Origin of the sequence: Rhodococcus sp. P1Y, from assembly GCF_003641205.1 — a bacterium.
In the GTDB taxonomy this organism is placed as follows: Bacteria; Actinomycetota; Actinomycetes; order Mycobacteriales; family Mycobacteriaceae; genus Rhodococcoides.
Genome location: NZ_CP032762.1, coordinates 11,779 through 36,104, shown reverse-complemented (window position 1 = coordinate 36,104; position 24,326 = coordinate 11,779). Strand labels below are relative to the sequence as shown.

18 protein-coding genes and 10 pseudogenes are annotated in these 24,326 nt (G+C 64.1%); 23 read left to right on the top strand and 5 right to left on the bottom strand.

Annotation, left to right across the window (positions count from 1 at the left end; genetic code table 11):
- Nucleotides 1–132: 132 nt before the first annotated feature.
- Nucleotides 133–2,598, top strand: coding sequence for a GcvT family protein (locus D8W71_RS00175; protein WP_121109929.1), 2,466 nt, complete (start codon nucleotides 133–135; stop codon nucleotides 2,596–2,598).
- Between the two features lie 217 nt (nucleotides 2,599–2,815).
- Here the strand turns inward: D8W71_RS00175 and purU are convergent, their stop codons facing one another.
- Nucleotides 2,816–3,664: a formyltetrahydrofolate deformylase gene (gene purU / locus D8W71_RS00170; protein WP_121109927.1), complete on the bottom strand. Its 849-nt coding sequence runs from the start codon at nucleotides 3,662–3,664 to the stop codon at nucleotides 2,816–2,818.
- A 186-nt stretch (nucleotides 3,665–3,850) separates the two neighbouring features.
- Between purU and D8W71_RS00165 the strand changes: the two are divergent.
- Nucleotides 3,851–4,375: pseudogene (locus D8W71_RS00165) on the top strand (GntR family transcriptional regulator); the annotation flags it as partial.
- A gap of 197 nt (nucleotides 4,376–4,572) precedes the next feature.
- Here D8W71_RS00165 and D8W71_RS00160 read toward each other — a convergent pair.
- On the bottom strand, nucleotides 4,573–6,180 hold the full coding sequence (locus D8W71_RS00160; RefSeq protein WP_121118313.1) for a BCCT family transporter: 1,608 nt from the start codon (nucleotides 6,178–6,180) through the stop codon (nucleotides 4,573–4,575).
- Nucleotides 6,181–6,657: 477 nt separating this feature from the next.
- On the opposite strand from D8W71_RS00160, the gene D8W71_RS00155 reads away from it, so the two are divergent.
- From D8W71_RS00155 to D8W71_RS27755, 5 genes and pseudogenes are all read left to right on the top strand, one after another.
- Nucleotides 6,658–7,743, top strand: coding sequence for an S-(hydroxymethyl)mycothiol dehydrogenase (locus D8W71_RS00155; protein ID WP_121109925.1), 1,086 nt, complete (start codon nucleotides 6,658–6,660; stop codon nucleotides 7,741–7,743).
- Nucleotides 7,740–8,368, top strand: a pseudogene (locus tag D8W71_RS00150) (MBL fold metallo-hydrolase). The gene D8W71_RS00155 and the pseudogene D8W71_RS00150 overlap by 4 nt, the downstream one beginning before the upstream one ends.
- A 106-nt stretch (nucleotides 8,369–8,474) precedes the next feature.
- Entirely contained in the window at nucleotides 8,475–8,768 is a 294-nt protein-coding gene (locus D8W71_RS28225) for a helix-turn-helix domain-containing protein (protein ID WP_328588810.1), read from the top strand.
- Nucleotides 8,653–8,940 carry a hypothetical protein gene (locus D8W71_RS27760; protein ID WP_236077643.1) on the top strand — a complete coding sequence of 96 codons (288 nt, stop codon included), beginning with the start codon at nucleotides 8,653–8,655 and terminating at the stop codon, nucleotides 8,938–8,940. The genes D8W71_RS28225 and D8W71_RS27760 overlap by 116 nt, the downstream gene beginning before the upstream one ends.
- Nucleotides 8,941–9,012: 72 nt before the next feature.
- The gene (locus D8W71_RS27755; protein WP_236077642.1) at nucleotides 9,013–9,276 is read left to right on the top strand and encodes an IclR family transcriptional regulator domain-containing protein; all 264 of its coding nucleotides are present in this window, start codon (nucleotides 9,013–9,015) and stop codon (nucleotides 9,274–9,276) included.
- Nucleotides 9,277–9,308: 32 nt separating this feature from the next.
- Here D8W71_RS27755 and D8W71_RS00140 read toward each other — a convergent pair whose 3' ends face one another.
- Nucleotides 9,309–10,085: a tetrahydrofolate dehydrogenase/cyclohydrolase catalytic domain-containing protein gene (locus D8W71_RS00140; RefSeq protein WP_328588836.1), complete on the bottom strand. Its 777-nt coding sequence runs from the start codon at nucleotides 10,083–10,085 to the stop codon at nucleotides 9,309–9,311.
- A gap of 591 nt (nucleotides 10,086–10,676) precedes the next feature.
- On the opposite strand from D8W71_RS00140, the gene D8W71_RS00135 reads away from it, so the two are divergent.
- The 5 genes and pseudogenes from D8W71_RS00135 to D8W71_RS28315 form a co-directional block, all read left to right on the top strand.
- The gene (locus D8W71_RS00135) at nucleotides 10,677–11,042 is read left to right on the top strand and encodes a bifunctional 3-phenylpropionate/cinnamic acid dioxygenase ferredoxin subunit (protein WP_121109923.1); all 366 of its coding nucleotides are present in this window, start codon (nucleotides 10,677–10,679) and stop codon (nucleotides 11,040–11,042) included.
- Nucleotides 11,039–11,851 (top strand): annotated as a pseudogene (locus tag D8W71_RS00130) (NAD(P)/FAD-dependent oxidoreductase); the annotation flags it as partial. The gene D8W71_RS00135 and the pseudogene D8W71_RS00130, both read left to right, overlap by 4 nt.
- Before the next feature lie 2 nt (nucleotides 11,852–11,853).
- Nucleotides 11,854–12,198: an oxidoreductase C-terminal domain-containing protein gene (locus tag D8W71_RS27750; RefSeq protein ID WP_236077641.1), complete on the top strand. Its 345-nt coding sequence runs from the start codon at nucleotides 11,854–11,856 to the stop codon at nucleotides 12,196–12,198.
- Nucleotides 12,199–12,273: 75 nt separating this feature from the next.
- Nucleotides 12,274–13,387 (top strand): annotated as a pseudogene (locus D8W71_RS00125) (aromatic ring-hydroxylating oxygenase subunit alpha).
- 100 nt (nucleotides 13,388–13,487) lie between these two features.
- A pseudogene (locus D8W71_RS28315) lies at nucleotides 13,488–13,742 on the top strand (WhiB family transcriptional regulator); the annotation flags it as partial.
- 16 nt (nucleotides 13,743–13,758) lie between these two features.
- On the opposite strand, the pseudogene D8W71_RS00115 reads toward D8W71_RS28315, so the two are convergent.
- Nucleotides 13,759–14,413, bottom strand: a pseudogene (locus D8W71_RS00115) (GntR family transcriptional regulator).
- A 119-nt stretch (nucleotides 14,414–14,532) separates the two neighbouring features.
- Here D8W71_RS00115 and glyA point away from each other — a divergent pair.
- From glyA to D8W71_RS27735, 7 genes and pseudogenes are all read left to right on the top strand, one after another.
- Nucleotides 14,533–15,813 (top strand): annotated as a pseudogene (gene glyA, locus D8W71_RS00110) (serine hydroxymethyltransferase); the annotation flags it as partial.
- 19 nt (nucleotides 15,814–15,832) lie between these two features.
- A complete protein-coding gene (locus D8W71_RS00105) occupies nucleotides 15,833–17,065 on the top strand; it encodes a sarcosine oxidase subunit beta family protein (RefSeq protein WP_121109921.1) in 1,233 nt (410 codons plus the stop codon).
- Nucleotides 17,066–17,079: 14 nt separating this feature from the next.
- Nucleotides 17,080–17,358: a sarcosine oxidase subunit delta gene (locus D8W71_RS00100; RefSeq protein ID WP_121109919.1), complete on the top strand. Its 279-nt coding sequence runs from the start codon at nucleotides 17,080–17,082 to the stop codon at nucleotides 17,356–17,358.
- Nucleotides 17,355–20,210, top strand: a pseudogene (locus D8W71_RS27500) (FAD-dependent oxidoreductase). The gene D8W71_RS00100 and the pseudogene D8W71_RS27500 overlap by 4 nt, the downstream one beginning before the upstream one ends.
- Nucleotides 20,203–20,805 carry a sarcosine oxidase subunit gamma gene (locus D8W71_RS00080; protein ID WP_121109917.1) on the top strand — a complete coding sequence of 201 codons (603 nt, stop codon included), beginning with the start codon at nucleotides 20,203–20,205 and terminating at the stop codon, nucleotides 20,803–20,805. Before D8W71_RS27500 ends, D8W71_RS00080 begins: the two are co-directional and overlap by 8 nt.
- A gap of 40 nt (nucleotides 20,806–20,845) precedes the next feature.
- Nucleotides 20,846–21,235, top strand: coding sequence for a dihydropteroate synthase (locus D8W71_RS27740; RefSeq protein WP_236077640.1), 390 nt, complete (start codon nucleotides 20,846–20,848; stop codon nucleotides 21,233–21,235).
- Nucleotides 21,162–21,550: pseudogene (locus tag D8W71_RS27735) on the top strand (dihydropteroate synthase); the annotation flags it as partial. The gene D8W71_RS27740 and the pseudogene D8W71_RS27735, both read left to right, overlap by 74 nt.
- Here D8W71_RS27735 and D8W71_RS28310 read toward each other — a convergent pair.
- Nucleotides 21,449–21,697, bottom strand: a complete 249-nt coding sequence (locus D8W71_RS28310; RefSeq protein ID WP_442972005.1) for a hypothetical protein — start codon at nucleotides 21,695–21,697, stop codon at nucleotides 21,449–21,451. The pseudogene D8W71_RS27735 and the gene D8W71_RS28310 sit on opposite strands and share 102 nt — an antisense overlap.
- Here D8W71_RS28310 and D8W71_RS28145 point away from each other — a divergent pair.
- The 4 genes and pseudogenes from D8W71_RS28145 (at nucleotide 21,696) to D8W71_RS00055 (ending at nucleotide 24,272) form a co-directional block, all read left to right on the top strand.
- A complete protein-coding gene (locus tag D8W71_RS28145) occupies nucleotides 21,696–22,115 on the top strand; it encodes an aminotransferase class IV (RefSeq protein ID WP_121118311.1) in 420 nt (139 codons plus the stop codon). The two genes, D8W71_RS28310 and D8W71_RS28145, sit on opposite strands and share 2 nt — an antisense overlap.
- Nucleotides 22,112–22,270 carry an aminotransferase class IV gene (locus tag D8W71_RS28140; RefSeq protein WP_268959879.1) on the top strand — a complete coding sequence of 53 codons (159 nt, stop codon included), beginning with the start codon at nucleotides 22,112–22,114 and terminating at the stop codon, nucleotides 22,268–22,270. Before D8W71_RS28145 ends, D8W71_RS28140 begins: the two co-directional genes overlap by 4 nt.
- A 353-nt stretch (nucleotides 22,271–22,623) precedes the next feature.
- The gene (locus D8W71_RS00060; RefSeq protein WP_121109915.1) at nucleotides 22,624–22,830 is read left to right on the top strand and encodes a hypothetical protein; all 207 of its coding nucleotides are present in this window, start codon (nucleotides 22,624–22,626) and stop codon (nucleotides 22,828–22,830) included.
- Nucleotides 22,831–22,894: 64 nt separating this feature from the next.
- Nucleotides 22,895–24,272, top strand: a pseudogene (locus D8W71_RS00055) (L-serine ammonia-lyase).
- Nucleotides 24,273–24,326 lie beyond the last annotated feature (54 nt).

The window sequence follows — 24,326 nt, the reverse complement described above, 5'->3', positions numbered from 1 at the left end:
CGTAGGGTTTGATATACCAGTTGTCGACCTATTACCTCGAGGCGGCTGGTGTGAACCGGTTCGACACCCGTCGACGAGCGCGTGTCTAGACATGAACTCTGCACTGGAGACCCGAAGAAAGGCCTAAAGCCCATGGTTAGCTCGCCTCGCGTAGTCATCATCGGAGCCGGTATCGTCGGCGCCAACCTCGCCGACGAGCTCACTGCTCGCGGCTGGGACCGCATCACCGTCGTCGATCAGGGTCCGCTGCCGTTGACGGGTGGGTCCACCTCGCACGCGCCCGGACTCGTCTTCCAGACCAACGCGTCCAAGACCATGACGCAGTTCGCCAAGTACACCGTGGAGAAGTTCCTGACTCTCGACGTCGATGGCGAATGGTGCTTCAACCAGGTAGGTGGCCTCGAGGTCGCGACGACGCCCGAGCGACTGGCCGACCTGAAACGCAAGCACGGCTGGGCCACGTCGTGGGGGATCGACGGACGCATCGTCACCGCCGAGGAGTGCGCGGAGCTCCACCCCCTGATCAACAAGGACCGCGTGCTCGGCGGCCTGTTCGTCGAGACCGACGGCCTGGCCAAGGCGTCGCGAGTCGTTGTGGCGCTGGCGCGTCGGGCAGAATCTCGTGGCGCTGTGTTCCAGGGTTCGACGAAGGTGACGGGCATCGAGCAAGCCGACGGACGGGTGACCGGGGTCGAGACCGACCAGGGCGTCATCCCGGCCGACATCGTCGTCTCGTGCGCCGGGTTCTGGGGCGTCGAGATCGGTGCCATGGTCGGCATGGATGTGCCGCTGCTCCCGCTCGCACACCAGTACGCCAAGACCGGTCAGATTCCGGAGCTCGTCGGACGCAATTCCGAAGTGCAGGAGGCCAGTCTGCCGATCCTCCGACACCAGGACCACGACCTCTACTACCGCGAACACGGCGACCGCCTGGGGATCGGAACCTACCGGCACCGGCCGATGCCCGTCGATCTGCGTGATCTGGACGGCGCCGACGACACGAGCGAGAACGACATGCCGTCGATGCTCCCGTTCACCGACGAGGACTTCGCGCCGTCGTGGGAGGAAAGTCAGTCGTTCATTCCGACACTGGAGAACGCCAAGCTCGACGAGGGTTTCAACGGGATCTTCTCCTTCACGCCCGACGGCGGTCCGCTGATCGGGCAGTCGTCCGAGGTCGCCGGCTTCTGGATCGCCGAAGCCGTCTGGGTGACGCATTCCGCAGGCGTGGCTCGCGCTGTGGCGGAACTGCTGGTCGACGGCCGAAGTCAGTCGGAACTGCACGGCTGCGACGTTCATCGTTTCGAGGAGATCCAGCTCGCGCCGAGCTACGTCAGCGAGACGTCGCAGCAGAACTTCGTCGAGATCTACGACGTCATGCATCCGCTGCAACCACGGACGAACCCACGCAACCTGCGCGTCAGCCCGTTCCATGTGCGCCAGGTCGAGCAGGGTGCCTTCTTCCTCGAAAGCGGTGGCTGGGAGCGCCCCCACTGGTACGAGGCCAACGCGAAACTCGTCGACGAGCTTCCGGCGCAATGGCAGCCACCGGCTCGCGACGACTGGTCCGCTCTGTTCTACTCGCCGATCTCGGCGGCCGAGGCGTACAAGACCAGAACTTCTCTGGCGATGTACGACATGACACCGCTGAAGAGGCTCGAAGTGTCGGGTGCAGGTGCGCTGGCGTTGCTGGAGCGGTTGACCACCGGCAAGATGGACAAGTCGGTCGGCGCGGTGACCTACGCTCTGATGCTCGACGAATCCGGCGGTGTCCGTAGCGATGTCACCGTCACGCGCCTGAGCCCGACGGTGTTCCAGGTGGGCGCCAACGGCAACCTCGACCTCGATTACCTGCAGCGGGAAGCGCCGCAGGACGGCAGCGTCCAGATCCGCGACATCACCGGCGCCACATGCTGTATCGGTCTGTGGGGCCCCCATGCGCGTGAGGTCGTCGAGGCGCTGAGCAAGGACGACTTCTCCAACGAGGGCTTCAAGTATTTCAGGTCCAAGAACGTGCGCATCGGCGGAGTACCCGTCACGGCCATGCGACTGTCCTACGTCGGAGAGCTGGGGTGGGAGTTGTACACCTCCGCCGACAACGGCCTGCGCCTGTGGGATCTGTTGTGGGCCGCAGGTTCTCGTTTCGACGTCATCGCCGGCGGCCGTGGCGCGTTCAACAGCCTCCGGTTGGAGAAGGGATACCGATCCTGGGGCACGGACATGACCACCGAGCACAACCCGTACGAGGCAGGCCTCGGCTTCTCCGTCCGAAAGCAGAAGGGCGACTTCGTCGGTAGCGCCGCAGTGGCCGACATCGACGATTCGACGGTGGGTCGCCGACTGACGTGCCTGACGGTCGACGACGGCAAGTCCATGGTGCTCGGCCACGAACCGGTGTACGTCGACGGCGTTGCCTCCGGGTACGTCACCAGTGCGGCGTTCGGCCACACCATCGGCAAGCCCATCGCCTACGCCTGGCTCCCCGCGGGCCTATCGGTTGGAACGCAGGTCGAGATCGAGTACTTCGGTGACAAGATCGTCGCGAGCGTCACCGCGGAGCCACTGGTCGATCCGGAGGCCAAGCGCATCCGCGCCTGATCTGCCCCCGAACCACAGCGCTCCCGCCACCATCGGTGGCGGGAGCGCTGCTGTGTGTGCGGACCACCGTGTCAGGCGCTGGGCCAGTTACACAGCGCAGGGCGTCGGGGACGTGAGCGGAGGTGCCAACCTGGCCGCCACAGCAAACCGGGCCGCGACAGCAAACCGGGCCGACGAGGATTGCTCCTCGTCGGCCCGGTGGGCGGTGGTGGCTAGGTCAGTTGAAGACGACCGTACGATGTCCGTGCAGCAGAACGCGGTTCTCGCAGTGCCACCGCACGGCCTTGGAGAGCGCGAGAGCCTCGGCGTCCTGGCCGACGGTCGCGAGCTGCTGGGGGTCGTAGCTGTGATCGATGCGGATCACCTGCTGCTCGATGATGGGTCCCTCGTCGAGATCGGGGGTCACGTAGTGCGCGGTGGCCCCGACCTGCTTGACTCCGCGATCGAATGCCTGGTGGTAGGGCTTGGCGCCCTTGAATCCCGGCAGGAACGAGTGGTGGATGTTGATTGCCCGTCCGCGCAGGGCTCGGCACGTACTGTCGGACAGCACCTGCATGTAGCGCGCGAGGACGACGAGATCGGCGTCGTGCTGGGCGACGACGTCGAGCAGTGCGCTCTCGGCCTCGGGCTTGGTCGCTGCTGTGACCGGAATGTGCACGAAGGGCAGGCCGGCGGCTTCGGCCATGGGCCGCAGAACTTCGTGGTTGGACACCACCGCGACAAGTTCACCGCCGAGATTGCCTGCCCGCCAACGGAAGATGAGATCGTTGAGGCAGTGGCCCATCTTGGAGACCATCACTACGATCCGCGGCGCGCTGCACCCGTTGAAGTTGAACGTCATTCCGAACTTGTCGGCCACCGGCTGGAAGCTGGCCTCGAGCGACGTCAATTCCTGTGCGTTGGAAGCGATGAACGATGTTCTGAGAAAAAACGCACCGTTGTAGCTGTCGTCGAACTGCTTGTGTTCGGCGATGTCACAGTTCTGCTCGAACAGGTAGGAGCTGACCGCGTGGACGATTCCCGACCGCTGCGGGCAAGTGAGCGTGAGAGTGAAGGTTTCCGACATGAGCGTCTCCTGGTGAGGTGCGTGTTCTCGACTTACGTTGGGGTGCGATGTGGATCGGCGGCTTTCGGCTCGCGGGACACCGACGCTCGAACGACGGTCATATCCAAATGATATATCAGATGTGTCGAGTATGGCACGGTGTTCGGGGCGGGTCAAGGAAAATGGCCAACAGTTAGACTGCCGGTCATGAGTGTGGAGGCCTTTGCCGACGGGGGAGCAGAACTGTCCCTGGCTGATCGCGCATTCGCAGCCATTCAGGACCAGCTGATCATGCTGGACATCCCGCCGAACACGGCAATTGTCGAGGGCGAGCTCGCCGCCCAGCTCGGCGTGGGGCGCACCCCGATTCGAGAGGCGCTGAAGCGGCTCGAGACGGAGCGTTTGGTGGTCTCGTATCCTCGTCGCGGCACGTTCTCGACGGCCATTGACGTCGCCGACCTGGGCTACATCTCCGAGATCAGAGCGACGCTGGAACCCTTGGCCGCGCGACGTGCGGCGGAGGCAGCGTCGCCGACCCTTCGGCAGTTGTTGTTCGACATGGCGGACAAGACCGAGGCCCTCGATCTGAGGATCGACCGCCGCGAACTGATGCGCTGGGACATGACCGTGCACCGGACCATCTACAAAGTGTCGAGGAACCCACACCTGGAAGACATTCTGATCAGGTACGACAACCTGGCCACGCGAATCTTCTGCCTGTTCCTCGATCGATTGGGAACGGTGTCCGACCACGTCAGCGAGCACGAAGCGTTGCTTCGAGCGATCGCGCGGGCCAGGCGGACCTGGCGGAGGACATCGCACGTACTCACATCATCGGCTTCGAGAAGAAGGTCATCGCCGCCATCTGACTCGTTTTCGTCGACAGGCCCGGAGCGAACCTCGCCCCGGGCCTGTCGCGCACACTTCGGTCAGTCGACCTGTGTCGTGTCGACCTGTGTTCGGGCGACCTGTGTTTGGGCTCCCGGTGTCTTGGCGAACGGGGGCTTGTTCGTCTTCGACCCGTCCGGCCTGACCATGGATGGATCATGGGTGACGTCGCGGAACAGAGACACACACATGCCGATCATGACGAACACGAAGGGTGCCGCGACGATGATCGTCATGGTCTGCAACCCATTCAGGGCATCGCTGCCGCCGGTCCAGAGCATCAGCACGGCGACGCCACCGGTGGCCACGCCCCAGAACGCCACCGTCCAGCGGGAGGGCTCGAGCGTCCCACGCTGCGACAACGTTCCCATGACGATGGAGGCGGCGTCTGCACCGGAGACGAAGAAGATTGCCACCAGAATCATCACCAGTACGGATGAGAACCCGGCAAGTGGTAATCCGTCGAGCATTCCGAACAGCTGCGATTCCGCGGCCCCTCGTGCGAACAGATCGTCGCCGTTGCGTTGCGAACCGATCGCTGCGCCACCGAAGATGGCGAACCAGACCAGTGATACCGAGCTCGGAATCAGGATGACGCCGACGACGAACTGCCGGATAGTGCGACCCCGCGAGATCCGAGCCAGGAACATTCCTACGAAAGGGGTCCACGAGATCCACCATGCCCAGTAGAAGATGGTCCAGGAGGACAGCCAGGTCTCTGTCGATGCGTCACCCGACGCGGCGGAGCGGGCTGCCATGCTCGCAAGCTGGGAGGCGTAGTCGCTCAACGTCGTCGGAAGCAGATTGAGGATGAATACCGTTGGGCCGAGGACGAATACGAACAGCGCGAGGATGAGCGCCAGGACCATGTTGATGTTGGACAGCCACTGAATGCCGCGCGAGATTCCCGATACAGCGGAAGCGACGAACGCCAGCGTCAGGATCGAGACGATGGCGACCAGAAGCAGTGTGCCTGCTTCGCCCACCCAGCCGATGACCTGAAGGCCCGAGCCGATCTGGAGTGCACCGAGGCCGAGCGAGGCGGCGGTGCCGAACATCGTCGCGAAGATGGCGAGGATGTCGATGACCTTGCCGATCGGGCCCTCGGCGCGCTTGCCGATCAGAGGGATGAACGACGAGCTGATCAGCTGCTTGCGGCCCATACGGTAGGTGCCGTACGCGATGGAGAGTCCGACGACGGCGTACATCGACCAGGGGTGCAACCCCCAGTGGAACAGTGCGGTGGCCATTGCAGTGCCGACGGTGGAGTCGCTGATGCCGGGCGGCGGCTGCACGAAGTGTGTCAGCGGCTCGGTGACACCCCAGAAGATGAGGCCGATTCCCATGCCGGCGCTGAACATCATTGCAATCCAGCTGATCGTGTTGAACTCCGGCTTCTCGCCGTCCTGGCCGAGGGGAATGGATCCGTAGCGACTGATCGCCAGCCACACTGCGAACAGTACGAACCCGGTGGCCGACGCGATGAACAGCCACCCGAGATTGGTGACGACCCAATTCAGGGTCGACGACATTGTGGCGGAAAGGCTTTCGGGGCGCAGTAGACCCCATGCGAGGATCGAGATCACCATCGCCGACGTCACCCCGAACACGACGCGGTCGGTCCGAGGGCGCGAGGGTCGAGTGGTCATGTTCGCGGTCGGGATCGACGATGCGGAGTGCGAATACTCGCCAGGTTCGTCGGGTTTCGCTTCGTCGGGTTTCGATTGATCCGTCCGACGAGGTTTGTTCTCGATGGTCACAGTTGTCTCCCATTGACGCAGAATGCTGGTCAGGTTGTACAGGTGCGGGTGCACGACTCTGTGCGATTTGAAATTGTTGCACATGGCGCAACGTGGCGCTCCCTGAGGAACAACAGTGATCTTGCTGGACGCATATGTCAAGGGTGGAGCGCAATATAATAAAGGTCACATTTGTCCGAATCAACCGTGATCGACGACCCGAAGCAAGATCAACTCAGGCCCGATCCACGACATAGGGGCGGAGTGGCGTGTTTGCGACGCAGACCGAAAACGACGAATCAGCACACAGCTGATAATGGTTTGATATATTAGCTCGACTCGGTTGGGGCGACTGTCTCGATCGTCCGACGTCGAAAAAGGAATCTCATGTCGCACAACGTGCGTGGCGTGATCGCCCGGTCGCAGGGTGCCCCTGTCGAGACCGTCGACATCGTCGTCCCCGACCCGGGTACATCGGATGTCGTGGTGCGAATCCAGGCGTGCGGTGTGTGCCACACGGATCTGACGTACCGAGAGGGCGGAATCAACGACGAATTCCCGTTCCTCCTCGGGCACGAGGCGGCGGGCATCGTCGAGGAGATCGGTGATGCGGTAACGCGAGTAGCGGTGGGCGACTTCGTCGTTCTGAACTGGCGGGCCGTTTGCGGCGAATGCCGTGCCTGCCGCAAGGGCACCCCGCAGTACTGCTTCGACACACACAACGCCTCGAAGAAGATGACCCTGGAGGATGGCACCGAGCTGACCCCGGCCCTCGGTATCGGTGCGTTCGCCGACAAGACCTTGGTACACGAAGGGCAATGCACCAAGGTCGCCGCCGACGCAGACCCCGCCGTCGTCGGACTTCTGGGGTGCGGCGTGATGGCAGGCCTCGGCGCCGCCGTGAACACCGGGGGAGTCGGACGTGGTGATTCGGTCGCCGTGATCGGCTGTGGCGGCGTCGGCGACGCGGCCATCGCGGGCGCGAAGCTCGCAGGCGCAACCACGATCATCGCGATCGACCGCGACGGCAACAAGCTCGATTGGGCGCGCGAGCTCGGAGCAACCCATGTGATCGACGCGAACGCCGGCGATGTCGTCGAGGCGGTCCGGGAGCTCACCGGCGGATTCGGGGCAGACGTGGTCATCGACGCCGTCGGGCGGCCGGAGACGTGGAAGCAGGCCTTCTACGCTCGCGACCTCGCGGGCACCGTCGTTCTCGTCGGAGTTCCGACGCCCGACCTGGTCCTCGACATGCCACTGGTCGACCTGTTCTCGCGTGGTGGATCCCTCAAGTCCTCCTGGTACGGCGATTGCCTGCCCGAGCGGGACTTCCCGATGCTCGTCGATCTGTATCAGCAGGGACGCTTGCCGCTGGAGAAGTTCGTCAGCGAGCGGGTGGGACTGGACGACGTCGAGAAAGCGTTCGACACGATGCATGCGGGCCACGTTCTGCGATCGGTGGTCGTGCTGTGAGCGGCAGGCTTCGCGTCGACAAGGTCGTGACCTCGGGCGTCTTCGCCCTCGACGGCGGCGAGTGGGCCGTGGACAACAACATTTGGTTGATCGGTGACGACACCGAGGTGGTCGTCGTCGACGCCGCCCACGACGCCGAGGCCATCATCGCCGCCGTCGGTGACCGCCACGTCAATGCGGTCGTGTGTACCCACGGACACAACGACCACGTCACCGTCGCGCCCGAGCTGGGTGAGCGACTGAATACTCCCGTGCTGTTGCATCCCGGCGACGAAGTGTTGTGGAAGATGACGCATCCGGACGTGAAGTACTGGCCGTTGCAGGACGGGCAGCGCATCGCGATAGCGGGTACCGAGGTCGAGGTCCTGCACTCGCCGGGCCATTCACCCGGCTCGATCTGCCTCTCCGCACCTGAACTGGGTGCGTTGTTCTCCGGTGACACGCTGTTCGCAGGCGGGCCAGGGGCGACCGGCCGGTCCTACTCCGATTTTCCGACGATCATCGGATCCATTCGGGACCGTCTTTTCGCGCTACCGCCGGAGACCAGTGTGTTCACCGGACACGGGGACGGGACCACCATAGGAGCGGAAGCCCCATCTCGGAGTGGATCAAGCGCGGGAGCTGAAGTTCGCGCCTGCGTCACGGGCCTCACACGTCGCCTCCTTCTGGCGTGGCCGGCGTGCGCTCGGTGACTGTGTTTACTGTCAAGTAATGTTTCGTATAGTGCATTCATGACCAAAAGTGATGGAACTAGGTCTGCAGACGGAAATGTTCAGTCGGTCGATCGGGCGATGCGCGTTCTGCAGGTCCTCGCTCGAACCGGCGAAGCAGGCGTGAGTGCCATCGCAGCCGAGATCGGCGTGCAATCAAACTGCCTCGCGGCTGCTCGGGTCGCTCGAGGAGCACGAGATGGTGACCCAGGCGTACGACCGCGGCAAGTACCGGCTGAGCCTGGGAATCCTGCGCCTTGCCGCTGCGGTCCCCGAGCGTCTCGAGGTCACCGAACAAGGCCACGCGGTGTGTGAGCGGCTCGCCGCCAAGGTCGGTGAAACGGTCAACGTCGCGGTTCTTCGTTCGCACGCGGCTGTGCATCTGGACCAGGCGCGCGGGCCAGCGGCCGTCGGCACTCACAACTGGATCGGTCAATCGACCCGCTCCACGCGACCGCGAGCGGCAAAATTCTGCTCGCTCACCTGAACTCGCACGATCGACGCGAAGCACTGGAGCAGGTGGTTCTCGAAGCGCTTCACCGAGCACACCATCACGTCGGTGCGACGGCTCGAAGAGGAACTCGACGCAGCCCAGCGCCTCGGTTACGCAGTGGTCGCCGAGGAGTACGAGGAGGGGCTCAACTCGATTGCCGCTCCGATCCGCGACTATGCGGGAATGCCGTCGGCAGCGCTGAGCGTGTCCGGACCGGTGTATCGCTTCAGCGAAGAACGGATGCGCGACGTCGTGTCCGACGTGATCGCCGCTGCCGCAGAGATCAGCGAGCGTATGGGCTACCGGGAAGAGTTCATGCCAGGGGCGTAGTCGCTCCTCGCCGGCGGCATGCTCGCCGGTGATCAGGCCGCGCTGTGCACGTTCTCGGAGATCTCGACGACGTTGGTCAGCAGCATCGCCCGCGTCATCGGTCCGACTCCGCCGGTCGCGCCGCTGAGCTTTCCGGCAACTCCGCTCACCGAGGGATGGACGTCCCCGAGGATCCCCTCGACCGTTCTGGTGATCCCCACCGACAGCACGGTGGCGCCGGGCCGTATCCAGTCGGCCTGGACCAGGTTCGCCACCCCTGCCGCTGCGATCACGACGTCCGCGGCGCGCGTGTGGGCGGCGGTGTCGGTGGTCGCTTCGTGGCACAGAGTCACCGTGGCGTGCTCGCTGCGTCGCGTCAGCATCAGCCCCAGTGGTCGTCCGACCGTGACCCCGCATCCGATCACGCAGAACCGTTGACCGGTGATCGGCACATCGTGCCGCCTGAGCAATTGGATGATTCCCCTCGGTGTGCAGGGAAGTGGACCGGGCATCCCCAGCACGAGCTTGCCGAGATTGGTCGGATGCAGGCCGTCGGCGTCCTTGTTCGGATCGATGAGGTTCAGCACGGCGGGTGTCGACGTGCGGGGTAGCGGAAGCTGGACGATGAAGCCGGTGCACTTCGGATCGGCGTTCAGGGCGAGAACCGCGGCCTCGATGTCCTCCTGGCTCGCCGTCTCGGGCAAGTGGACCTGAATGGAATGGATACCGATCTGCTGGCAGTCCCGATGCTTGGCCGCGACGTACGACCTTCCCGGGGTCGTCGCCGACGAGAATCGTGCCGAGTCCGGGCGAACGTCCTGGGTCTGCAGCAGGGCGATACGGCCCGCGAGCTGCGCCTTGATCTCTGCTTACCCGCTTGCCGTCGATTAGGGATGCAGTGGTCACGAAACGGCCTTTCGGTGAAAGTCGATGTAGGGCCCGAAGCCGACCGATGCCGAGCTTCGTGGCGACGCCGCCGACTACGGTTCGGCAGGGCGTGCGAGCGACTGTAGCACCTAACGCGACAATTGATATATTACATTCTCGAAAATCTTGGTCCGCGGATTCGATCTGTACGTGGGGTGGTTACCCCGGCGGATCCGAGCACTCAGACCGCTCGTGAGCAGCCGTTACGTTCCGATTGCTGGTAAGGTGCGCCGCTGTCGGCCGCCCCGTCTCGCGCGACTTGCGCGCATGAAAACTTTGTGTTGCCTGAGTGGCCCGACGACTCCCCTGCGGTTAAGTTTCCATCACCGCGTGCGCGGACCGGGCCCTCAACAGGCAAAAAACGCGCAAATCGGACGTTCGTGCCGTCACGCCATTGGCTGTACGCAGCAATGCTTGACATGAAGGTATGGCGATGGTCACATTGTTGCGTATAACAGGACGTGTTTCACATAGCGCGCCAAGAAAGGCTTCCGATGTTGGAGATTTGTCCGTTGGCAGACTTGCCCCCCGGAGACACCCGCAGAGTCGACATCTCGCCTCCGATCGCGGTGTTCCACACGGACGAGGAAGTCTTCGCCATCGACGACACGTGCTCGCATCAGGACGCGTCACTGGCGGACGGGTGGGTCGAAGGCTGCGAAGTGGAGTGCCCGCTGCACGCGTCCAAGTTCGACCTCCGCACCGGAGCCGTCGACTGCCCGCCGGCGAAGCTCCCCGTTCGGACCCACACCGTGGTGATCGAGAACGGAATCATCTACGTCGAACTCAGCGCCGCCGCACCGAACCTGCCACCGGACATCCGCAGCCGTCTCGAAGCCAAGAAGCAGGAGCTCGCATGAACAAGATCGCCGTCATCGGTGCCTCGCTCGCCGGATTGAGCGCCGTTCGTGCCCTTCGCGCTCAGGGCTTCGACGGACACATCGACGTCATCGGGGCCGAGGCGACGCGGCCGTACGACCGCCCGCCGCTGTCGAAGGAGTATCTGGCCGGTGCCGTGGACGCTGCCTCGTTGTCCCTCGAAGGCGACGACGAACACCTCGACGCGAACTGGATGCTCGGGGTCACGGCCGAACACCTCGATCCCGGTTCTCGCAGCGTCGCGCTGTCCGACGGAACCGAAGTGCGGGCCGACGGCTTCGTGCTCGCCACCGGTTCCAGAGCACGCAACTGGCCGGGCTCGGAACGGCTGGCCGGCGTACACGTCATCCGTACGATCGACGACGCGGATCGATTGCGCGCCGAACTGGTCCCCGGTGCACGGCTCGCCGTCATCGGCGCGGGCTTCATCGGTTCCGAGGTTGCCTCCACCGCCCGCACGCTCGGCCTCGACGTCACGGTGATCGAGGCGGCGCCGTCACCGCTGTCGGGACCTCTCGGCCCCGAACTCGGTTCTGCCGTCGCATGTTTGCACGGCGTCAACGGAACCGGCCTGCTCTGTGGAGTCGGAGTCGCGGCCTTGACCGGCGCGGACCGTGTGACGGGCGTCGATCTGATGGACGGCAGGCACATTCCCGCCGACGTGGTCGTCGTCGGAATCGGTGGAATCCCGAACGTCGAATGGCTTGCCGCAAGCGGAATCGAGATCGGCAACGGCATCCTGTGTGAGCGGCGGCGCGACGTCCATCCCGTCGCCGTCGGAGACTGCGCGGCGTGGCGAGACTTCGAGGGCGGCCATCGACGGGTGGAGCACTGGGCGGGTGCGGTCGAGCGGCCCGCAGTCGCGGTGAAGACCCTCCTGGCCGGCGGCTACCAAGGCTGCCACGTCAAGCCCCGTACTTCTGGTCCGATCAATACGGTTCTCGTATTCAGTTCGCCGGAACTGCCGGCCCTGGAACCGAATTCGCGATCGAAGCGGGAAGCCTCGAATCCGGAAGCTACCTCGCGATCTACCGCCGCGAAGGAATACCGGTAGCAGTGCTCGGCGTCGACCAGGTGCGTCTGTTCACCCGGTGGCGTCGCCAGCTGTCGGCCCCGGCGGCACTGACAACCATCTGACTCGACGGCCGGAATCGATCGACTTCCGGCCCACCCCATCATCTGCACGAAATCCTAGGGAGACCACACGGTGACATCGACCCAGCTACCCGAGAGCCTCATTTCCACGCTGCCGGGGCGTACTACACGGACAACGAGATCTTCAAGCTCGAGCAGGAGAAAATCTTCGAGCAGATGTGGATCTGCGCCGTGCGATCGAAGGACCTGGACAAGCCGGGCGCATTCAAGACGGTCACCATTGGCCGCGAAAGTGTCATCGTGACCCGTACGAGGAAGGGCGAGATTCGTGCCTACCTCAACATCTGCTCCCATCGCGGAGCGAAGTTGTGTACGGAAGAGAGCGGCGAGGTCAAGCGCTCCTTCCAATGCCCGTACCACGCTTGGACTTACGATCTCGATGGCAAGCTGATCGCAGCGCCGAATCTGACCAAGATGCCCGATATCGACCGGACCCGCTACGGTCTCGAGAACGTGGCCGTACGGGAGTGGCTGGGATATGTGGGTCAATCTCGGCGACAATCCGACGGAGTTCGAACTGACGGTGGTCCAAGATGTCAAAGATCGCCTGGGCGACGTGGAGTCGATCGACCGGTACCGCGTCGAGGATCTCGAGCTGGGACGTCGTATCACGTACGACGTGAAAGCGAACTGGAAGCTCATCATCGAGAATTTCATGGAGTGCTACCACTGCGCGACCATCCATCCCGAGCTGACCGAAGTTCTCCCTGAGTTCGCGGACGGATTCGCCGCCCAGTATTACGTGGGCCACGGCGCCGAGTTCGGTGAGGGTGTACAGGGATTCACCGTCGATGGGTCGGCCGGGCACGATCCGATTCCGGGTGTCACGCCCGAGCAGGATCGTCGGTACTACGCCATCACGATCAGGCCTCAGGTGTTCGTCAACCTCGTTCCCGACCATGTGATCGTGCATCGGATGTTCCCGATGGCCGCCGACCGCACCATCGTCGAATGCGATTGGTTGTACCTGCCCGATGTGGTGGCGGCGGGCCGCGACCTCGACCGGTCGGTCGAACTCTTCCACCGCGTGAACCAGCAGGATTTCGACGCGTGCGAGCGCTGCCAGCCGGCCATGGACTCACGACGCTATCGCGACGGCGGAGTCCTGGTTCCCAGCGAGCACCATCTCGGCGAATTCCACGACTGGGTTCGCAACGCCATCACCCACTGACGACCCCGATGCCCAGGGACGCGGCCGGTCGGCTGTCACGATCTCCGCGAACGCAAACAGGCCCCGTCCACGGCGTCGATTCGAAGAAGGACTGGTCACAGTGAGCAGCAAGAGACGGTTGACCGTCGAATTGCCCGCAGCCGTAATCGAACATTGGGACTGGCAACTTCGTGGCGCGTGTCGCAGGATGCCGGTCGTGATGTTCTTCCCGGAGCAGGACTTTCGAGGTCACGCGCTGACACGGGCCGAGCACACTGCCAAGCTCGTGTGTGCGCAGTGCCCCGTTGCCGATCGGTGTCGCGAGCATGCGATGTCGGTGAACGAACCGTTCGGCATCTGGGGCGGGACGACGGCTCTCGAGCGGTCTGTGGCTAGAGAAGCCCTCGAACGGCGTTCTCGAAACCCACGACGTGCTCGAAGCGTGAGGGATGCGGCGAGGTCGGCATCTTGTCCGCGATCGCCCGCAGCAGCGCGGCGTGCTCACGAACGTGAGCGGCCACGTGCGGGAGACGATCGATGAACAGGCACCAGATGCGGGTCGCGTGCGCGTCCAGTCCGACGAGGATGTCTTCGCGCGTTGCCCGCGGCACGGTAGATCTCATGATGGACGCGCACGTCGATGCGTAGGACATCGGTGGGATCCTCGCTGTCGGAGATCGACTCGACCTCATTCGCGAGTTCGACGAGTGAGTTCCGCGTTTCGAGCGTCGCTGTTTCGGCAGCACGTGCTGCGGCCAGAGGCTCGCTTCTTGCGAATCTCCGAGATGGGGACAGCTCGGTCATGTCGACCGCGGTGGCGAACGTTCCCCGCCGCGGGAAGGCCACGACAAGGCGGTCCCGCTCCAGCCGTTTGAGGGCTTCGCGGACCGGCGTACGGCCGTAGCCGAGTTCGGCGCCCAGCTTGTCGTCGTTGATCGGCTCGCCCGGTTTGATCTCGAGCATGATCAAACGTTCACGCAGAATCGTGTACGCGTTGTCGGCGTTGGAGGTTCCCTGCGGCGCGAGCGTGGTGCTCGGTTGTGTCATAGCGCTCTCCGTCAACTGAATTCGAACTCGGTATTGACCAACAGATCATCGCAAGCATACTCTGACAATCAGTTGATATACCAGTTGGTGATCTCAAGAGGTCGCCCGGAAAGGTTCTCATGACTCTGCAGACCGAATCCCCCACTCCATCGCAGACGTTGAGCGGTTCGCTTGCCTCGATCGATCCGGAGGTTCACGGAGCCATCGGTGCAGAGCTGCTTCGCCAGCAGAGCACCTCGAAATGATCGCAAGCGAGAACTTCGCACCCGCCGCAGTGATGGAGGCGCAAGGTTCGGTGCTGACCAACAAGTACGCCGAGGGCTATCCGGGCCGGCGCTACTACGGTGGCTGCGAACACGTCGACGTCATCGAGCAATTGGCCATCGACCGCTTGAAGAGCCTGTTCGGCGCCGAATTCGCCAACGTCCAGCCGCATTCCGGTGCGCAGGCGAATGCAGCCGCGATGGCGGCGCTGCTGACCCCGGGGGACACCATCCTCGGCTTGGATCTGGCGCACGGCGGACACCTCACGCACGGGATGAAGCTCAACTTCTCCGGCAAGCTCTACAAGGTCGCCGCCTACCACGTTCGCGAGGACGATCACCGTATCGACATGGAGGTCGCGCGCATCGCACGTGAGTCCCAGCCCAAGTTGATCGTGGCCGGATGGTCGGCGTATCCACGCCAGCTCGACTTCGCGGAGTTCCGACGAATCGCCGACGAGGTCGGCGCGTACCTGATGGTCGACATGGCCCATTTCGCCGGGTTGGTCGCAGCAGGCCTGCACCCGTCTCCCGTCCCGCACGCGCACGTCGTCACCTCCACCACGCACAAGACCTCGGTGGACGCGCGGCGGCGTGATTTCACCAACGACGCGGCGCTCGCGAAGAAGTTCAACTCCTCGGTCTTTCCGGACAGCAGGGCGGCCCGCTCGAGCACGTGATCGCCGGCAAAGCCGTGGCATTCGTTGGCTGCGGAGCCGGAGTTCCGTGAGCGGCAGGAACGCACACTCGCCGGGGCCAAGATCCTGGCAGATCGGCTGCTGGCGGACGATTCTCGCGCGGCGGGAATCAACGTCGTCAGCGGCGGCACCGATGTACACCTGGTTCTCGTCGATCTACGCGAGTCGGAGTTGGACGGTCAGCAGGCGGAGGACCGACTGCACCGGGTCGGTATCACCGTCAACCGAAACGCTGTTCCCTTCGACCCCAGGCCGCCGATGGTCAGCAGTGGCGTTCGCATCGGCACTCCTGCGCTCGCAACCCGCGGATTCGACGAACTCGCATTCACCGAGGTCGCCGACATCATCAGTTACGCGCTTCGCCCCGACACCGACGACGCTGCACTCGACGACCTTCGTGCTCGGGTCGACACTCTGGCCGCTCTTCCCGCTGTACCCCATCTCTCGGAGAACTTCTCATGAGCACTCCTGCGCAGCCTGGCGCCCACTTGCCCGAGCACCCCGATTTTCTCTGGCGCAACCCGGAACCGAAGAAGAATTACGACGTCGTCATCGTCGGCGGCGGCGGGCACGGGCTCGCGACGGCGCATTACCTGGCGAAGAACCACGGCATCACGAACGTCGCGGTTCTCGAGAAGGGATGGCTGGCCGGCGGCAACATGGCACGTAACACCACGCTCATTCGCTCCAACTACCTGTGGGACGAGAGCGCGAACATCTACGAGCACTCGCTGAAGCTGTGGGAGGGGCTCGAGGAAGACCTCGACTACCCGATCCTGTTCAGCCAGCGCGGCGTTCTCAACCTGGCGCACAGCCTGCAGGACGTGCGCGACAGCGTCCGGCGAGTAGAGGCGAACAAGCTCAACGGAATCGACGCGCAGTGGGTCGAGCCCGACGAGGTCAAGAAGCTGTGCCCGGTGGTGAACATCTCCGACGACATTCGGTACCCGGTCCTCGGCGCCACGTACCAGCCTCGTGCCGGCATCGCCAAGCACGACTACGTTGCGTGGGGTTTCGCGCGACGAGCCGACGAGGCCGGCATCGACATCATTCAGAACTGCGAGGTGACCGGCTTCGTCACCGACGGGAACAAGGTCACCGGGGTCAAGACGACACGTGGGGACATCGGGGCGGGCCAGGTTGCGCTGTGCGCGGCCGGACACACGACGACGCTGACCGACATGCTCGGTTTCAAGACCCCAGTCCAGTCGCACCCCCTGCAGGCTCTGGTGTCGGAACTGCTCGAGCCCGTACACCCGACCGTGGTGATGTCCAACGCGATTCACGTGTACGTCTCGCAGGCGCACAAGGGTGAACTGGTCATGGGTGCGGGCGTGGACTCCTACAACGGATACGGCCAGCGCGGCGCATTCCACATCATCGAGCGTCAGATGGCCGCTGCTGTGGAGCTGTTCCCCGTGTTCGCACGGGCCCACCTGCTGCGGACGTGGGGCGGCATCGTCGACGTCTGCCCCGACGCCTCGCCTATTGTCGGACGCACACCGTACGACAACGTGTTCCTCAACTGTGGTTGGGGCACAGGAGGATTCAAGGGTACGCCCGGTCTCGGGTGGTGCCTCGCGGACACCATCGCGAACGACGAACCACACCCGTACATCGCACCGTTCAGTCTCGATCGCTTCGTGACCGGTGCCCTCGTCGACGAGCACGGCGCTGCCGTCGCGCACTGAGAAAGGACACGGATATGCAACTCATCGAATGTCCCTGGTGCGGACCTCGCGAAGAGACCGAATTCCACTACGGCGGAGAAGCTCACGTCGAATACCCAGCCGACCCGGAAGCACTGTCCGACGAGGACTGGGCCCACTACGTCTTCTTCCGCAACAACCCCAAGGGTCTGTTCGCCGAACGCTGGAGCCACAACGCCGGTTGCCGACGCTGGTTCAACGCGGTCCGTGACACCGCCACGTACAAATTCCACAGCATCTACCGCGTGGACGAGCAAAGGCCGGCGATATCGTGACTAATTCCCCAACTGCTCCACAGCGGACCGAGCAGGGCGGCCGGATCGACCGCTCCACCGTATTGAATTTCACCTTCGCGGGTAAGGAACTGACCGGCCACGCCGGAGACACCCTTGCGTCGGCGTTGCTGGCCAACGGCATTCACCAGGTGACGACCAGCATCAAACTGGGTCGCCCGCGCGGAATCACCGCGGCATGGGCCGAGGACACCGGCGGCTTGCGCAGATCGAGGAGCCGTTCCCCGAGCCCATGCTGCTCGCGTCCACCATCGAGCTCTACGACGGATTGGTCGCCCGGGGCATCCCCGGTCAGGGCCGTCTCGCGGAGATCGGTGATTCGGCGCAGTACGACGCGGTGCACCAACACACCGACCTCCCTCGTCGTCGGCGCCGGACCCGCCGGTCTCGCGGCCGCGCTCACCGCGGCTCGCGCCGGCTCACGCGTCGTGCTGATCGACGAGCAGTTCGAGCGGGCGGCACACTGCTCGGCACCACCGACCGCATCGACGGAGCGCCCGCGACCGACTGGGTCTCCGAGGTCGTCGCCGAGCTCGCCACCTACCCCGACGTGCTGCATCTACAGCGCACCACAGCTTTCGGCACGTACGACGACGGTTTCGTGCTCGCGCTGGAGCGACGTACCGACCACCTCGGATTCGATGCCCCGACCGGATCTCGCGCCAGCGAGTCTGGCGAGTGCGAGCGAAGCAGATCGTCATCGCCACCGGCGCGCACGAACGGCCGATCGTGTTCACCGACAACGATCGCCCGGGCATCATGCTCGCGGGCGCTGCCCGTACGTTCCTGCACCGATACGGTGTGAAGGTCGGGCGCAAAGCAGTCGTGTTCACCACCAACGACAGTGCCTACGCTGCCGCCGTCGATCTGGCCGACGCCGGCGTCGACGTCACCGTCGTCGACGCTCGCACGACTGTGCCGGAGCAGTGGGTGTCGCAGTGCCGCCGACGCGGCATCGAGCTGCACTCCGAGTCCGTCGTCACCGGCACCCGTGGATACGACCGCATCACCGACGCACTCGTGGCGTCGACGTCCGGGCGATCTCGGTTCCTCGGTGCCGCTTGCCTGCGACGTGCTGTTGATCAGTGGCGGCTGGAATCCCGCGGTCCACCTGTTCAGCCAGGCTCGCGGAAAGCTCCGCTACGACGGCAGACTCGGCGCATTCGTCCCCGGTGAAGACGTCGACTCGATTCGGGTCGCCGGCTCCGCGGACGGCATCTTCTCCCTGGGTGCGTGCATCGATGCAGGTCAGGATGTGGCTGCCAAAGCGCTTGCAGCGCTGGGTCAGTCATCCGGCGAGGCGCTGGCGACCGTGCAGACGACCAGCACCGACCGCGCCTACGAGGACCCGATGGTGCTGTGGCGTGTTGCAGACATTCGCGGTGAGCACACCCAGTTCGTCGACGTGCAACGCGATGCGACGGTCGGCGACATCGCCAGGGCCGTCGGCGCAGGCATGACGGCGATGGAACACATCAAGCGCTACACCACGATCGGCACCGCACACGATCAGGGCAAGACTTCGGGCGTCATCGCCTCCGGCATCACCGCCGAACTGCTCGGTCGACCGATCGAGACATTGGGCACCACCACGTTCCGCCCGCCGTACACGCCGGTCGCTTTCGCTGCGCTCGCCGGACGTTCGCGCGGCATGCTGTTCGATCCCGAACGTGAGACGGCACTGCACGATTGGCAGCCGCGCGCGCGCGGTGTTCGAGGACGTCGGACAGTGGAAGCGTCCCCGCTACTACCCGCTGCCCGGGAGGACATGGACACGGCAGTCCTACGTGAATGTGCTGTCCGTGGCAGTGTCGGCATCCTCGACGGGTCGACCCTCGGCAAGATCGACGTCTCCGGTCCCGACGCAGGGTGCTGCTCGATCTCATGTACACCAACATGATGAGCACCCCAAGGTGGGCATGGTGCGATACGGCGTCATGTGCGGCGTCGACGGCATGGTCATCGACGACGGCACGGTCATGCGCCTGGACTCCGAACGCTTCCAGGTGTTCACCACAACCGGTGGCGCAGCGAAGATCCTCGAATGGATGGAGGAGTGGCTCCAGACCGAATGGCCGAATCTGGTCGTACGTCTGACCTCGGTCACCGAACAGTGGGCCACGTTTCCCGTCGTCGGACCCAAGTCTCGGGCCGTCATCGGAGAGGTCTTCCCGGACCTCGACGTCAGCCAGGAGGCGTTCCCGTTCATGGCGTGGCGCGATGCCGAACTCGGCGGCGTGCCTGTGCGCGTCGCCCGCATCAGCTTCTCCGGTGAACTCGCATTCGAGGTCAATGTCGACGGCTGGCATGCTCCCGCTGTGGTCGCGGCTGATCGACGCAGGGGAGAAGTACGACATCACGCCGTACGGCACCGAAACGATGCGTGTTGCGCGCCGAGAAGGGCTACCCGATCATCGGCCAGGACACCGACGGACCGTCACGCCGCACGACCTCGGAATGGCGTGGGCGGTATCGAAGAAGAAGAAGGACTTCATCGGAAAGCGCTCGTTTGCTCGTGCCGAGAACGGCAATCCACTACGCAAGCAGTTCGTGGGCCTGCTTCCGGTGGACCGAACAACGGTTCTCCCGGAGGGCTCGCAGATCATCGAGACGATCGACGACGGCGTCCCTCCTCCGCCCGTTCCGATGCTCGGTCACGTGACGTCGAGCTACATGAGCGCCGAACTCGGTAGACCGTTCGCTCTCGCTCTGTCAAGGGCGGCCGAGCTCGTATCGGCGACACCGTGCACATCCCCGTCGGCAGCGAACTGATCGCTGCCGAGATCACCGGTTCCGTACTCGTCGACATCGAAGGAGCGCGCCGAGATGGCTGACACTCTGGTACCCATCAGCCCACTGCACCGTCTGACCGAACGTATGGCGGCTCAGCCGAATTCGGCGTCGATGTCGGAGGAAGCGTTCACGGCCATGGCCGATCTGTGGGTCGATCCCACCGGGTCCGCCGCGGCAGCCGTAGCGGAGTTCCTCGGCGCCGACCTACCATCGGCGCCGGGCAGTGTCGTCGAAACATCTGCAGGAGCGGCTATCTGGGCCGGGCCGCAGGAATGGCTGATCACTGCGCGTACGGTGTCCGGCGTCGAGTTGGAACAACAGTTGCAAGCGGCGGTGCGCGAGCACGGCGGAGCGGCAACCGATGTGTCCGCTCAACGCACGGTCATCCGGCTGTCCGGCGAGCACGCTCGGCGGGTGTTGTCGAAGGGATGCTCGCTCGACCTGCATCCGTCGGTGTACCGGAAGGGTACTGCGCAGCAGACGATGCTGGCGCTGGCTGCGGTGACGATCATCGCGCTCGACGACACGGGAACCGACTACCGACTGCTCGTGCGCTCCTCGTTCGCGCGCTACCTCGCCGAGTGGTTGTTCGATGCGTCGGCCGAGTTTCTGGAGGATGTGTTTCGGGCATCGTAGCGATTCGCGTTCGAGACCACACTCGACGAAAGTAGGCGACGTGACTTCGCATGTGTTCGCCCGCCCGGCCGGGGACGAGGTCCGGATCTGTGGCATCGTCAATGTCACCCCGGACTCGTTTTCCGATGGCGGAGAACATCTCGACGGAGGCGGCCGTCGAGCACGGGTTGACGCTCGTCGCCGAGGGTGCGCACATGCTCGACATCGGCGGCGAGTCGACCAGGCCGGGGCGGTGGCGCCCACCGTGGCGGAAGAGCTGCGTCGCGTCGTTCCGGTCATCACGGAACTGGCGCGTCGAACCACTGTGCCGATCTCGATCGACACGTCGCGTCCGCGCGTCATGCAGGCGGCGTTCGATGCGGGTGCCAGATTCCTCAACGACGTCCGCGCATTCCGGCACCGGGCGCGCTTGCTGTCGCGGCAGAGTTGAACGTGCCGATCTGCGTCATGCACATGCGGGCACGCCTCGAACGATGCAGGAGCCACGCCGCTTCGCAGACGATGTGGTCGACTCGACGCGCACGTACCTGCGCTCTGCCATCGAGCGCTGCCTGGCTGCTGGTGTGCGACAGGAGAACATCGTGGTCGACCCCGGTTTCGGGTTCGGGAAGTCGGCGGAACAGAACTTCGAGCCCTCGCGGCCCTACCCGCTGTGGTCGAGCTCGGCGCGCCAGTTCTGGTTGGCCTGTCCCGCAAGTCCATGATCGGTCACGTCACCGGGCGTGAGGTCGACGGTCGGGTCTTCGGATCCGTCGTCGCCGCTGTGTTGGCAGCGCAGAACGGTGCGTCGATACTGCGGGTCCACGACGTCGCCGCCACTGCGGACGGACGGGCCGTCCTGGCGGCTGCGAAAGGATCGAGCGGGCGGCCGCGATGCGCTCGCAGGCATCATGACCGTCACTGCGCACGAACTGGTGCCGAGCGTGCGTACCGTCGACAAACCGACGCTGCTCGAGACGATGATGTTCCGCCCAGGCTCAGGATTCGGACATCTCAGCCGACATCTCGATCGCATGGAGGCGTCGGCTGGGGACCTCGGTTACCGCTTCGACCGACGAGATGTCGGCCGAGAGTTGCATGCCTTCGCCAGTCGGACGTCACGCCCGCAGCGGATTCGGCTCACCGTGTCGGGCGATGGGGAGATTTCGGTTGTCGGATCGGATCCTCCGCCTATGACCGGACCTGTTGCACTGACGATCGATTCGGTACCCGTCGATGCGCGCGACGAAGATCTGAGACACAAGACCACCGACCGAGGTCGGTACGAGGCATGCGTGCACGGCATCCGCAATTCGACGACGTCATCATGATCAACCAAGACGGTCACCTCACCGAAACGACGATCGCCAACCTTGTCGTCGAACTCGACGGAGTATGGGTGACCCCACCTCTGGCATCGGGGTGCCTGCCGGAGTCGGGCGCGCGGCGCTGCTCGGGCGTCATCACGTTCTCGAAAGGAACGTGACATCGACGAATTGTCGCGCGCGACAGCCCTTCGTCTCGTCAGCTCACCCGAGGTGTTCGCAGTGCTCATCTGCACCGGCCACCAGGCGACGCCTACCTCTGCTCTTGACCAGGTCCAGCGATGCATCTATGTTGGACACAATTAATATATCAATTGTCTACTGAGGTGGTTGCCATGAGCATCATCCCCAACTCGGACACCATCGAGACGACTGTCCACTTGGGTGGCGGAGCATTCACGCCATTCGGTGCCGGACTTCCCTGTGCGATGCGGTGTGACCACCGAGGCCACATCGTCTTTGGCCGGAGACGTCGAGATGTTCCTCCCTCCCGTCCGCACGTACACCGTCGAGGGTGAGGTGTGGATGGATCCGAGTCGGCGGAACAGTTGTCGACGTCCACGCGCCGGCCTCGGGTCAGGTGACCATCCACAATCCCGAGCTCGCGCACTATCCGGAACTCGTGATTGCCGATCCGACAGGCGCGGGTTGGTTGTTCGCGGTGATGCTCGACTCCGGGGCTCGGACGCACTTCGCGACCGCTGCTGGAGCGGCTCTCTAGCAACGACTGTCGCCCGCGGACCCCGCTCGCCCTGAGCTCCTACAATCGAAGGACTGCACCCGAAATGACCATCAGCGTGTTCGACCTCTTCGATCGGGAATAGGTCCATCCAGTTCACACACCGTTGGTCCGACGCCGCAGCCCGCTTTCTGACCGAACTGGGAGATCTCGGCGCCTCGACACCACCACGAACGTCCGGGTCGACCTGTACGGGTCTCTTGCGGCCACAGGGGCGGGCCACGGAACCATGTCTGCCATTCTCCTCGGCCTGGAGGGTTTCGAGCCGGAAACCATCGATACCGAGGAGATGGACAAGGCTGGACGAGATCCGCGAAACACAGCGTATTCGTCTGGGCGGCGGGCATGAGATCCCATTGTCGGAGGAGGCAATGATCCTTCGTCCTCTGACGGTGCTCCCATTCCATCCCAACGGAATGATGCTCACGGCCCTCGACGGTGTCGGGGCCACTACGTACGAGCGGACCTACTTCTCGGTCGGAGGCGGCTTCGTAGTGACCGAGGACGAGGCCGACCAGCCGTTGATTTCCTCCGACCCGGACAGCTTGTCATTCGGGTCCGCCGCAGAACTGTTGGAGCTGAGTCGCATTCGCAGCCAGTCGATCAGCGCAATCATGCTCGAGCACGAAACTGCGAGTCGCAGCGAGGAGGATGTTCGGGAGAGGTTGTTGCACATTCGCGACGTGATGGTCGAGTGCGAAAAACGTGGAATCAGTCGCGACGGCGTCCTCCCCGGTTCGTTGGGTGTTCGCCGTCGAGCACACGACTGGTTCAAGCGGCTCGACATCGAGGATCCGCAACGCGATCCTCAGTACGCAGAAGACTGGGTCAACTTGGTAGCCCTGGCCGTCAACGAGGAGAACGCAGCAGGGGGGAAGATCGTCACGGCGCCCACCAACGGCGCAGCCGGGATCATTCCCGCAGTGCTGCACTACGCGGTGCGCTACACCGAAGCCGGCAGAAACGATCCGGACGAAGTCTCCTTCAGATTCCTCTTGGTCGCGGGCGCTATCGGCTCGCTGTACAAGGAACGGGCCTCGATCTCCGGCGCCGAGGTCGGTTGCCAGGGCGAAGTCGGATCGGCGGCATCGATGGCCGCGGCAGGGTTGGCCGAAATCCTCGGCGGAACACCCGCTCAAGTGGAGAACGCTGCGGAGATCGCGATGGAGCACAGCCTTGGGCTGACATGCGATCCTATCGGTGGCCTCGTGCAAATCCCGTGCATCGAGCGTAACGCGATCTCCGCGGGCAAAGCGATCAATGCTGCACGAATGGCGTTGCGAGGGGACGGAATCCACCGTGTCAGCCTCGACCAAGTCATAGAGACCATGCGGACGACGGGCGCCGACATGAGCGACAAGTACAAGGAGACCTCGACAGGTGGCCTTGCAGTGAACGTCCCCGTCAATTTCATCGGGTGCTGAAAACTACTCGGTAAGTGGTCGATCAGCGGCAGCATCTGCCGCTGATCGACTTTT

Coding starts and splice junctions, on each gene's coding strand:
- D8W71_RS00105 (WP_121109921.1), top strand. CDS start 15,833: ATGAGCACTCCTGCGCAGCCTGGCGCCCACTTGCCCGAGCACCCCGAT.
- D8W71_RS00100 (WP_121109919.1), top strand. CDS start 17,080: ATGCAACTCATCGAATGTCCCTGGTGCGGACCTCGCGAAGAGACCGAA.
- D8W71_RS27760 (WP_236077643.1), top strand. CDS start 8,653: ATGGTGACCCAGGCGTACGACCGCGGCAAGTACCGGCTGAGCCTGGGA.
- D8W71_RS00080 (WP_121109917.1), top strand. CDS start 20,203: ATGGCTGACACTCTGGTACCCATCAGCCCACTGCACCGTCTGACCGAA.
- purU (WP_121109927.1), bottom strand. CDS start 3,664: ATGTCGGAAACCTTCACTCTCACGCTCACTTGCCCGCAGCGGTCGGGA.
- D8W71_RS28140 (WP_268959879.1), top strand. CDS start 22,112: ATGATCAACCAAGACGGTCACCTCACCGAAACGACGATCGCCAACCTT.
- D8W71_RS28145 (WP_121118311.1), top strand. CDS start 21,696: ATGACCGTCACTGCGCACGAACTGGTGCCGAGCGTGCGTACCGTCGAC.
- D8W71_RS28225 (WP_328588810.1), top strand. CDS start 8,475: ATGACCAAAAGTGATGGAACTAGGTCTGCAGACGGAAATGTTCAGTCG.
- D8W71_RS00155 (WP_121109925.1), top strand. CDS start 6,658: ATGTCGCACAACGTGCGTGGCGTGATCGCCCGGTCGCAGGGTGCCCCT.
- D8W71_RS28310 (WP_442972005.1), bottom strand. CDS start 21,697: ATGATGCCTGCGAGCGCATCGCGGCCGCCCGCTCGATCCTTTCGCAGC.
- D8W71_RS00135 (WP_121109923.1), top strand. CDS start 10,677: ATGTTGGAGATTTGTCCGTTGGCAGACTTGCCCCCCGGAGACACCCGC.
- D8W71_RS00160 (WP_121118313.1), bottom strand. CDS start 6,180: ATGACCACTCGACCCTCGCGCCCTCGGACCGACCGCGTCGTGTTCGGG.
- D8W71_RS00175 (WP_121109929.1), top strand. CDS start 133: ATGGTTAGCTCGCCTCGCGTAGTCATCATCGGAGCCGGTATCGTCGGC.